7 protein-coding genes are annotated in these 11,436 nt (G+C 45.0%); 2 read left to right on the plus strand and 5 right to left on the minus strand.

Annotated features, from left to right (window positions below; all coding sequences use genetic code 11):
• Positions 1-75 precede the first annotated feature (75 nt).
• Entirely contained in the window at positions 76-2,220 is a 2,145-nt protein-coding gene (locus ACZIX4_RS19380) for a M3 family metallopeptidase (RefSeq protein WP_463337309.1), read from the plus strand.
• Between the two features lie 217 nt (positions 2,221-2,437).
• Here ACZIX4_RS19380 and ACZIX4_RS19385 read toward each other — a convergent pair whose 3' ends face one another.
• From ACZIX4_RS19385 to ACZIX4_RS19405, 5 genes are all read right to left on the minus strand, one after another.
• Positions 2,438-2,857, minus strand: a complete 420-nt coding sequence (locus ACZIX4_RS19385) for an arsenate reductase ArsC (RefSeq protein WP_463337310.1) — start codon at positions 2,855-2,857, stop codon at positions 2,438-2,440.
• A gap of 3 nt (positions 2,858-2,860) precedes the next feature.
• Complete coding sequence (locus ACZIX4_RS19390; RefSeq protein WP_463337311.1) at positions 2,861-2,992, minus strand: hypothetical protein; 132 nt, start codon at positions 2,990-2,992, stop codon at positions 2,861-2,863.
• Between the two features lie 2 nt (positions 2,993-2,994).
• Positions 2,995-3,459, minus strand: coding sequence for a DUF6428 family protein (locus ACZIX4_RS19395; RefSeq protein WP_463337312.1), 465 nt, complete (start codon positions 3,457-3,459; stop codon positions 2,995-2,997).
• 12 nt (positions 3,460-3,471) lie between these two features.
• Positions 3,472-3,804 carry an ArsR/SmtB family transcription factor gene (locus ACZIX4_RS19400; protein ID WP_463337313.1) on the minus strand — a complete coding sequence of 111 codons (333 nt, stop codon included), beginning with the start codon at positions 3,802-3,804 and terminating at the stop codon, positions 3,472-3,474.
• 326 nt (positions 3,805-4,130) lie between these two features.
• Positions 4,131-5,033 (minus strand): NifU family protein, encoded by a 903-nt coding sequence (locus tag ACZIX4_RS19405; RefSeq protein ID WP_463337314.1) that lies wholly within the window; start codon positions 5,031-5,033, stop codon positions 4,131-4,133.
• A gap of 265 nt (positions 5,034-5,298) precedes the next feature.
• Between ACZIX4_RS19405 and ACZIX4_RS19410 the strand changes: the two genes are divergently transcribed.
• The coding region (locus ACZIX4_RS19410; protein WP_463337315.1) for a choice-of-anchor L domain-containing protein at positions 5,299-11,436 on the plus strand (6,138 nt) is incomplete at its 3' end.

The following is an 11,436-nucleotide window of genomic DNA, read 5'->3' on the forward strand; positions in this document are numbered from 1 at the left end:
CATTAAAGCGTATTTTGCAATAAAAAGAAAAGCCTTACAAACTTGCATTTGCCTGCAATAGCTAATATCTTTACCATGATGACCGCCTTACGAAATACACTGATTGCACTAACACTAACCGCAACACTTATGTCCTGCCACAAAGAAAACAAGGCCGGGGCCATAGGCGATGACAACCCGCTGCTGGCTACCTGGGATACCCCTTATGGCGTACCGCCTTTTGAACTTATAAAAAACGAACACTACAAGCCTGCACTGTTGGAGGCAATCCGCCTGCACGATAGCGAAATAGCCGGCATAGCGGCAAGCCACGAAACGGCTACCTTTAAAAATACCATACTGGCGCTTGAGGAAAGCGGGCAGCTTCTGAACCGTATTTATACCGTATTCAACAACCTGAACAGTGCCGAAACCAATGCCGAACTGCAACAGATAGCCCAGGAGATAGCCCCCGAGGTTACCAGGCACAACGATAACATTTACCTTAACGACCGCTTGTTTGAAAGAGTTAAATACATTTGGGATAACCAGATTGACCTGCACCTGAAGGCCGAAGATGCCAAATTACTGGAACGTAAATACAAAGCTTTTGTGCGTAACGGCGCCGGGCTGCCTGCCGATAAAAAGGAACGCCTTCGTAAGATTAACGAAGAGTTGGCGGTAATATCGCTGAAGTTTGGTGATAATGTGCTGGCCGATACCAACAGCTACGAGCTGGTTATAGATAATAAAGAAGACCTGGCCGGGCTGCCGCAAAGTATAATAACCGCTGCTGCCGAAGATGCCAAGGCACACAATAAGGAAGGTAAGTGGGTATTTACCCTGCAAAACGCCAGCGTAATGCCATTCCTGCAATATGCCGATAACCGTAAGTTGCGTAAGGAGATATGGGAGGCGTACCAAAACCGCGGTAATAACGGCGACAGCCATGATAATCGCATTAACATAGTGCAGCTGGCCAACCTGCGTATGGAGCGCGCACAGATATTGGGTTATAAGAGCCACGCCCACTATGTGCTGGAAGAGCGTATGGCACAGACCCCGGAAAAGGTTAATGCCCTGTTGGATGAAATTTGGGTTCCCGCATTGGCGAAGGCCAAAACCGAAGAAGCCGATATACTGAAGCTGATGCAGGCCGATAAAATTGAAGGTCCTGTGCAGCCGTATGACTGGCGCTACTATACCGAAAAGATTCGTAAGGAGCGCTACAGCCTGGACGAGCAGGAACTGAAACCTTACTTCGGGCTGGATGCGGTGCGCAACGGTATTTTTATGGTGTGCGACAAGCTTTACGGACTGAAGTTTAAACAGGTGAAGGATGTGCCGGTGTACCATAAAGATGTAACCACATGGGAGGTGCATGATAATGACGGTAAGCTGCTTGGGCTGCTGTATATGGATTTCTTCCCGAGGGAAGGGAAGAAGGGCGGTGCCTGGATGACCAGCTACCGCAAACAAAAAACTACCGATGGTAAGCGCATAGCACCCATTATATCTATAGTATGCAACTTTACCAAGCCCACTGCAACCGAGCCGTCATTGCTTACTTTTGATGAGGCCAGTACATTTTTCCATGAGTTTGGGCATGCGCTGCACGGGCTGCTGAGTAATGTTACTTACGAAAGCCTTTCGGGTACCAGTGTACCGACGGATTTTGTGGAGCTGCCGTCGCAGGTTATGGAGAACTGGGCCGCTGACCCTGAAGTACTGAAACTGTATGCTAAACATTATAAGACAGGCGAGGCATTACCTGATGCATTGGTAGAAAAAATGCAGCAGGCCGCTACGTTTGACCAGGGGTTTGCCACGGTAGAATACCTTGCAGCCGCTTACCTGGATATGGATTACCATGCCCGCACCGAACCTATTAACCAAAACGTGGTGCCGTTTGAACAGGAAGCCATGCAAAAGATAGGGCTTATAAGCAGTATTATACCACGCTACCGCAGTACGTATTACAGCCATGTTTTCAGCGGAGGATACAGCGCCGGCTATTATAGCTATATATGGAGCGGCGTGCTGGATACCGATGCGTTTGAAGCCTTTAAGGAAAAAACGGTTTTTGACAAAAACACGGCAACGGCATTCAGGAAAAATATACTGGAGCGTGGCTTTACCGGTAACCCTGCCGATATGTACCGAGCGTTCCGCGGTGCCGACCCTTCGATAACCCCGCTGCTCAAAAAACGTGGGTTGTATGAGGATAAGGTTGTGCAGTAATTTGATGTGGATGCGTTGATTTGTTTATTCATTAATTCGGAGCTTTACCCGATAATTAGGATATTGCAATTTCATAAAATAATAAAGACCGCTCATTGGCGGTCTTTATTATTTTATGCGCTTCCAGCCCGACGATAGGAAGAATCTAATAAAGATGTTTCCAATCCGCTACGCTGCGGTCGACATGGAAGAACGTCGTCGTTATATTGCAGTGCGTTTATAACCGGGTTGTAACAAAATCCTCAGTATACTCCTTTATCATGGCACGTACCCTGCCGAACTCCGCCATGATTTCCTCATGGGTACCTGTGGCCTTTGCCGGGTCGGGGAAGTTATAGTGGAAACGCTCTGCTTTGGAAGGGAAGTAAGGGCAACGTTCCCTGGCGTTGTCGCATACGGTAATGATATAGTCAAATGCTATACCAGCATATTCATCTACGTGGTTGCTGGTATGGCTACGCAGGTCAATGCCTTCTTCTGCCATTGTAGCTATGGCTTTGGGGTTTACACCGTGAGTTTCCACCCCGGCGCTGTATACGTTGGCTTTTTGGCCTGCAAAGTATTTAAGGTAACCTTCGGCAATCTGGCTGCGGCAGCTATTGCCTGTGCACAATACTAAAATATTTTTCTTTTCCATAATTTATACGAATAACCAGATAATGTTGATGATGCAAAACTTTGGGTCGAACCCGAAAATGAGCTGCAATACCACTACCGAAGCGGTAATCACGGCAAATTTTCGGTAGCGCTTGCGTTTGGCGGTTGTTTCCATGGTTAGCAGCAGTCCGAACCCGGCGCGCAGGATTGCGCCTTTAGTTCACTTAGTTTGCGTTTTGGTTTTACTGCCGGTATACCGCATTGGTCTGTAGCCAGGCAGGCTGTTTGCTTTGAGGTGAGCACGAAGTTTACCCCGTCGAAGGTAAGGCCGTATTTGCCAATAGTAGCCGTCTGGTATTCCACTTCTATTTCGCCGTCGGTAAGGCCGAGTTTTTCTTCAGAAAGGCTGATGATGTGTAAAAGCCTTTCCGGTAACAGGCGGTGCTCAGTATCGTCTGCACTCCATAGCTGGAAGTTTACAACATACTCTTTACGTATCGTACCGCCACAGTCTATGAAGTGTTTGTTTATGGCGCCAACTTCCGTTACGTGGAAATGTGCAGGAACGGCCGTACCGTCTTTAAGGCGAAAAACCACATCGGTAATACCTGTCAGTAGTGTTTTAAGTTCTGAAAGTTTCATGATCTATATGTTTTAGCAACAGTTATTATTACTGCATTGCAATGTTGCAGCCACCTGCCCGAAGTATTGCTGTAAAACCGCTATGGCTTTTTCATCGATGCAATAGCATACGGCAGTGCCTTCTATGCTGCCTTTAATTATCCCCACATTTTTAAGCTCCTTAAGGTGCTGCGATACCGTGGCCTGCGCCAATGGGAGTTCGCCTACAATATCGCCGCAGATGCAGGTGTTTACTTTTAGCAGGTATTCTATAATGGCAATGCGGGCGGGGTGGCCCAGTGCCTTCATCATGCCGGCAATACGGTTTTGGGTTTCAGTAAAATTCTCGGTTTTTGAAGTACCCATGTCAACAATGATTTTATTTATCGCAATATTACGATAAAAGAATATAATGGCAAAGAGCTACTTGGTGATTTGTTTATTCGTTAATTCTAAGAAAGGGAACACTGATGACACAGATTAATTGAATTTTCACTGTTTTCAAATCTTTATAACCCAAGCCTTGAATGGGTGCCATCTGGTGTATAAAATAATAAAGACCGCTCATTGGCGGTCTTTATTATTTTGTGGGATTGCCCTGTTACGCAATGACGGAGGTATCCTGAATTTTGGAGTGAAGCTTCAAATTGACAAATAAACAAATTAACGCATCCACGCAAACGAATAACCGACTATGCGTTAATCGCTTCCACTTTAATTTCGTTATCGTTCAGCATGTCCTTCAGCATGTTTTCTATACCGCTTTTCAGGGTAAAGGTGCTGCTTGGGCAGCCGCTACATGCTCCCTGTAGTATCACTTTTACACGCTTATCGGCCTCGTCGTAGCTTTCAAAGGCTATGTTGCCGCCATCTCCCTGTACGGCAGGCTTTACGTATTCTTCAAGGATGTTGATGATGCGTTGCGAAGTACTGTCCAGGTTATCGAAGTAGGCTTCCTGTTGTTTTTCGGCCTGCGGCATTTGCTGGATAAGCGATTCGTCTATAACCGTATTGCCCTCCTCAATAAACTTACGGATGAAATTACGTATTTCAGGGGTAATCTCGTTCCACTCGGTCATGGCATATTTGGTTATGGAAACATAGTTTTCATCCATAAACACTTCCTTTACAAACGGGAACTTAAACAGCTCGCGTGCCAGTGGGGAAGGAGTGGTTTCGTCTATGTTCTTAAACTCGGCTACGGTTTTGGTCAGCAGTTTGTTGCTTACAAACTTCATTACGGCCGGGTTAGGGGTAGATTCTACATAAATGCTTATCGGAAGTTTTTTCTTTACTTCCTCATCTACTTCTTTTACAATTTCGCCGCCGTTGTTTACAAAGTTTTCAATCTGCTCGGCTACGCCGTCCTGTACATCGGCCCATTCTACAATGCTGTAGCGTTCTATGGCTACAAAGTTGCCTGAAATGTAAACGGTTTTTACAAACGGTAAGAAAAACAGCTGTTTAGCCAGTGGGCTGTTAGCAGTGTCGTCTATGTTTTTAAATTCGTAATTACCGTATTTTGCTATGAAGTCGCTAAACTCAAATTTTATAATGGCAGGGTTTTGAGTGGCCCTTATGGTTATCTTTTCCATTGGAATTAAATTTAAGACAAAATTACGATAAAAAAAGTTTAAAATGAGGGTAGGGTATAGGTGAGTATGCCTGTTACACACTTAAGCAAACGTATGTTATTAAAACATATCCTGAAATTTAACAGTATAATATAAACTTTGTTATTTTTTTAAATTTAACATTAGCAGTATTATCTAATATTTATATTTGAGGATTCTATATGATAACATTTTGTTAAGAGAATGTGTCAGAACCAATTTAAAATACCTGAATAAAACTAGCTATATGAGGAAAAATCTACTCTCTGCCTTATTTATGCTGTTCATTGCCATAGGCGTCTACGCCCAGCCTAATGTTGTTGTTTACAGTAACAACAGCACTATGTCTTATGAAGACGGCGAAATGAACACATATGTATTTTCGGTAACAAATACCGGTACGGTAGCGGCAACAAACGTTGTGGTATCGTACCCTATCCCTGCCGGAATAACTGCCCCGCCTGCTGCGCCTTTTGCATTGGTGCAGATTTTTACCTGGAGTGGTAATAGTGCTGCCGGTACTAATATTGCGTTGAACAATACTATACCTACGCTGGCGGTAAACCAAACGGTAATGTATACGGTGAATATTTATGTGCCACATAATTATACCAGTGTGCTGGCCTTGCCTACAGTTACTTACGCTACCCATAGCGATATAGAAATTGTAAACACCAATAACCAGACGGAGTACACTCCCGGCAGTACGGTAACCTATACAGTTACCGTAACCAATAACGGACCCCAGGCTACGACTTCGGGCGTTTTGGTGAGCAATGCCATACCGGCCGGTGTTACAGGCTTTACCTGGAGCAACAGTAACGGGCAAAGTGGTACTACAGCCATTGCTAATAATAATACCGGTGTACTCGATGTCAACGAAACGGTAACCTACACCATATCATTTGATGTGCCTGCAACTTATACAGGCGACCTTACAGATACTGTAACCTATACGGCTAACGTGGTAGACCCTGTGCCGGGCTGCACCCAGTGTGTGGATACTGACACGAATGTGAATGAAAATATTGCTGATATAGTAATAACCAATACAGACAATGCAGCCGCCTATATACCGGGTGGCACTGCTACATATACGGTAACCGTAACCAATAACGGCCCCGGTACAGCTCAGTATGTAAATATTACCGAGGCAGTGCCTGCGGGTATTACAAATATGAGTTGGTACGGAAATAACAACTCGGGTACCGGCGCTTTAAACAATGTGATTGTATCGTTGCCAGCCGGCGAATCTGTAGTATATACTGTGGTAATGCAAATACCGCAAACATTTACGGGCAACCTTACCAGTACGGTAGCGGTTGCTTCTTCGGTTTCTACAGATCCTAATACTACCTGTGCAGGATGTACCGATGTAGATGTGGCCCCTGTGTTGGCAGACCTTTCAATAAGCAACAGCGACGGGCAGGATACTTTCGTGCCGGGCGATGACCTTACTTATATAGTAATAATTACAAACGACGGCCCAGCGGCAGCTACAGGTGTTGTGGTAAACTTCCCTGCCCCGGCAGGTACTACCATTACCAGCTGGAATGGCCCCGGAGGAGCTACGGGAACGGGTGATATTAATCATAACCTGGGCGGTATTGCTGTAGGCGATATGATGTCGTACATGATTACGGTGGCAGTACCTGCAGGTTATACCGGCAGTTCGGTTGTATCTAACGTTACTGTTAGTTCGGCTACTGTAGACCCTACACCTGCATGTTCAGGATGTGCAGATGTTGATACAATTTTAACAGGTGCCGATCTTGTAATAACCAATACCGACGGACAGGACACCTTTACACCCGGCGATACGCTAACGTATACACTTACTGTAACTAACAATGGTCCGGATGTGGCTACAGCGGTTATGGTAAACTATCCTGCGCCTGCAGGTACAAGCATTACCGGCTGGACAAATAGTGAAGGCGGTACAGGAACCGGCGATATTGCCGATAACCTTGGTGATATTGCCGTAGATGAGACTGTGACGTATACTGTTACGGTAGTGGTGCCGGCAGGTTATACAGATCTTGCGGTAGTGGCTGCTGTGTCTGTTGCCTCAGGTACTACAGATCCTTCGCCTGAATGTACAGCCTGTGTAGATACAGATTACGGTACGTTGGGTGCCGACCTTGTGGTAACCAATACCGATAACAGGGATACCTTTGAGCCTGGAGATACGCTTAATTATGTACTGACAATTACTAACAACGGCCCTGAAGCAGCGGCAGATGTGGTGGTTGCTTACCTTGCCCCGGCCGGTACAAGTATTGCCAGCTGGACAAATAGCGAGGGAGGTACAGGTACAGGTGATATTAACGATAACCTTGGCAGTGTTGCTGTAGGGCAAACCGTTAGCTATAATGTTACTGTAGCAGTGCCAGCAAACTATGCCGGTACTACAGTAATAGCTATACCATCGGTTACGTCAACTACGGTAGACCCTGTTGGTGGTTGTTCATGCAGCGATACTGACAGCCTTGAATATTCGCAGGCAGATTTAGTAACTACCATTACAGACAATACTACTACCTATGTTAACGGTAATAGTAATACGTATACCATAACAATAACCAATAACGGCCCCGGCACTGCTAGTAACATACAGGTAGATGCTGCGGTTCCGCCATTGGTGCCTTATGTAAGCTGGACCGGTTCTAACGGCGCTTCAGGTACAGGTAATTTAGCTAACCATATTCCTTCAATACCTAATGGCGGCTCTGTAACCTATACTGTGCAGCTTCAGGCTCCGGACGAATATTATGGTCCTATAACGTATCAGGTGAGCACTACGTCAGACAACGACCCAGACCCATCGTGCACCGCTTGTTCAGATACAGATACAAACCAGTTTAACCCTGCCAATGTAGATATTACTCTGGTAGATGATAACGTAGAAGTGTATACCCAGGGAGGTACGTTAACCTATACCGTTGAGGTAACTAACGTGGGGCCTTCTGTAGCTACAGATTTTACAGTAGATGTGCCACTGCCTGCCGGAATTACCGGTTTTACGTGGAGTGCTACTAATGGTGCTTCAGGCACAGGTGCTATTAACGAAAACCTTGGCGATGTACTTCCGGGTACTGTAATTACCTATACTATTATTGCCAACATCGGCGCTACAGCTACAGGAGCCATAACACTGGCCCCTCAGGTAACAACATCTGCATATGATGTGGAACCTGCTTATACTGACGGAACCGATACAGACTACGGTACATCTTCGGCAGACATAGTTACTGCCATCACTATACCAAATGCGACTTATACTGCGGGTACCAATGCTGTATATACTGTAACGGTGACCAACAACGGTCCTGATGCTGCGCAAAACGTAGCGATAAGCAATACGATTCCTACAGGCTTTACTGCCGCGCAGGTAACATGGACAGGTAACGATACCAGTGGTACCGGTGCCCTTGCCGATACTATTGACTTTATATTACCGGGCGAAACAGTAACTTATACCTACAATATAGCTGTCCCTTCTAACTATAATCAGTCTGCAAGTATAACAAATGCAGTTGCGGTAACATCTGGCACGCCAGATCCTAACCCTGGTTGTACTACTTGTAGTGCGTTGGCTACACCTGCGCCGCAAGCCGACCTTATAACTGTTAAGACGGATAACCAAACTACCTATGTAACAGAAGATGCAGAATTTAATGGCGCACTTACATATTACATAACGGTAACCAATGCGGGTCCGAGTGATGCGTACAACGTGGTTGTAGAAGACGATAAGCCGTATAATATCGTGCAAATGACCTGGAGTGGTAACGATACAGGAGGCATCAGTAACATGAGTGATACTATAGATGTGCTTCCTGTGGGAGAAAGCGTTACCTACGAAGTGACTATTATAGTGCCAACGAACTACAACAATTCTGTAGGAGCACTTACAAACGTGGTTACTGTAACATCGGGTACGCCAGATCCTAACCCGGCATGCCCACAGTGTACTGATATAAACCAGCCTTCGCCAAAATATGTAACGGTTACTAAAAACCAGTATACCGTGCAGCAGCTTGTTGAAGATGTGCTTATTGATACTGACTGTGTTACTATACAGAATATTACATACTCTGCCGGTGCAGTATCCGGTAATTTCGGTATAGGATATTTTGAGGCAAACAACTCAAACTTCCCGATACAAAACGGTATTGTTATCCGTAGTGGTGATGCGCTGCTTTCAGCAGGCCCGTATGCGAACAACTCGGCACCTACAAGTTCTGAGGCAAGTGGCTATAATGCTACAGACACACAATTACAGGCGGTAAGTAATGCTAGCGGACAAACTAACACTGTAAGGGATGTTAGCTACATACAGTTTGAATTTATCCCGGTGTCAGATCATATGAGCTTTGATTTCCTTTTTGCGTCAAACGAGTATGGGACCTATCAGTGTGGCTACAGCGACGTTTTTGCGTTCCTGCTGTCTGACCTTACTGATACTTCATTGATGACCAATAATAATATTGCGCTTATCCCGAACACTAATATCCCGGTGTCTGTTACTAACATCAGGAATATTCTTTATAACAATGGGTGTGCATCGCAAAACGTGACCTTTTTTGGGCAATACAATCAAACGAACCAGGCCAATGCTGCCATCAACATGATGGGACAAACAGTAAAAATGACTGCGGAATCTGATGTTGTTGCAGGCCACCTTTATCGTATTAAACTTGCTATAGGGGATTATATTGATTCGGCTTTTGACTCTGCCGTATTCCTTGAAGCAGGTAGTTTTGATATCGGCCAGCCCGAACTTCCTACCGACCTTACCTATGCTAACGGAGCAGCACTTTGTTATGGGCAAACCTATGATATAGAAGCTACGATAGAGAACGAAAACATGCTTGTAAAATGGCAGAAGGATGGCGAATGGATATATAATGAGGATGGTACTTTCTACCAGGAAGAAACCTATACAGTAACTGAAGCGGGTACTTATACTATATTAGGTTATCTTATAGGAAACCCGGAGTGTTTTATTACCGATGATATTGTTGTTAACTATTATGACCCTATCCTTTCGGGTGACCCTGTAACCTTGGTTACTTGTGGTGATCCTGCCGGTACTGCAATATTTAACCTTGAAGATAACCTTGAAGCGTTAGAATCGGGTATGATAGACCCTTCGTTAATCACATTATACTACTACGATAGCCTTGAAGATATTGCAAATGACGAACCTTCGTTATATGAGCTTACAGAGTATGAAGGTACAGATAACCAGGTTATTTATGTGATACTGGAAGACTATGAAACCAGCTGCCGTACCATGAAGCAGTTTACGTTGGATATCATGTCGTGTAACGTACCACTTTCGCCTGTAGGTCCTATAGTAATATGTGAGCCTGCACCGTATGATAATACGGAAACAGTAGATCTTACACAGTTTAATGATATATTGCTGAATCAGCTTACAGATACTTCATTATATACTGTTTCTTACCACGAAAGCCAGGCAGAAGCTAGTGGTGATGAAAACCCTATCGCTAACCCGGCAGCATACCCGGCTACTAACGAAACAGTGTATATAAGGGTGGAGAATAATGAGTATACTTATGTATTCAATACGCAACCACTGCAAATTATAATAAATCCTCAGCCTGCACTTGAGCCGGTAGCCGATGTTTCTGCTTGCGACAGCTATACGTTGCCTCCGCTTGCGGCAGGTGTTTACCGTACTGCTTCAGCGGGTGGCGGAAACATTATCCCTGAAGGGACTGTGCTTACTGCTTCACAAACAGTGTATGTGTACCATGTTACCGGTACATTACCATATACTTGTACTGACGAACAAAGTTTTGAAGTGAATATTTATCCTTCGCCGATAGCAGACATACTGCCAAACGTTGAGGTGTGTGACAGTTATACACTACCGGTACTTACTGTGGGCAATTACTATACTGCGCCTGATGGTGGTGGTACACAGTTAGCCGCGGGTGATTTCATTGAAACTACTCAGGATGTATATATATATGCTACAAGTGGCGATGCTAACGTAACCTGTACAGACGAATCTATGTTTACTGTAATGGTAAATTACGCACCGGTGCTTTCTGCGGTTACACCGCTTGAAGCGTGTGACGATATAACCAACAACGGTGTTGAAATATTTAACCTTGTACCTGCCGGTGAGCAGGCGGTTAATGGTTCTGATGCTTATACATTAACGTACTATTTAACCCAGGCTGCTGCGCAAGTAGGCGGTGTGGGTGGCCAGATCACCGATCCTACAGCTTATGAAGGTTCAGGGACAGTGTATGTAAGGGTAAAAGAAACTGCTACTACTACTGATTGTTATTCAATAGCGCAGATACAACTCATCGTCCACCCTAAGCCGGATGTATTACCTATTTCT

The sequence above is a fragment of the Flavobacterium niveum genome, from assembly GCF_055231775.1.

Excerpts from the sequence above, each read along its gene's own strand:
- ACZIX4_RS19400 (WP_463337313.1), bottom strand. The coding sequence starts at position 3,804 with ATGGGTACTTCAAAAACCGAGAATTTTACTGAAACCCAAAACCGTATT.
- ACZIX4_RS19380 (WP_463337309.1), top strand. The coding sequence starts at position 76 with ATGATGACCGCCTTACGAAATACACTGATTGCACTAACACTAACCGCA.
- ACZIX4_RS19390 (WP_463337311.1), bottom strand. The coding sequence starts at position 2,992 with ATGGAAACAACCGCCAAACGCAAGCGCTACCGAAAATTTGCCGTGATT.
- ACZIX4_RS19385 (WP_463337310.1), bottom strand. The coding sequence starts at position 2,857 with ATGGAAAAGAAAAATATTTTAGTATTGTGCACAGGCAATAGCTGCCGC.
- ACZIX4_RS19405 (WP_463337314.1), bottom strand. The coding sequence starts at position 5,033 with ATGGAAAAGATAACCATAAGGGCCACTCAAAACCCTGCCATTATAAAA.
- ACZIX4_RS19395 (WP_463337312.1), bottom strand. The coding sequence starts at position 3,459 with ATGAAACTTTCAGAACTTAAAACACTACTGACAGGTATTACCGATGTG.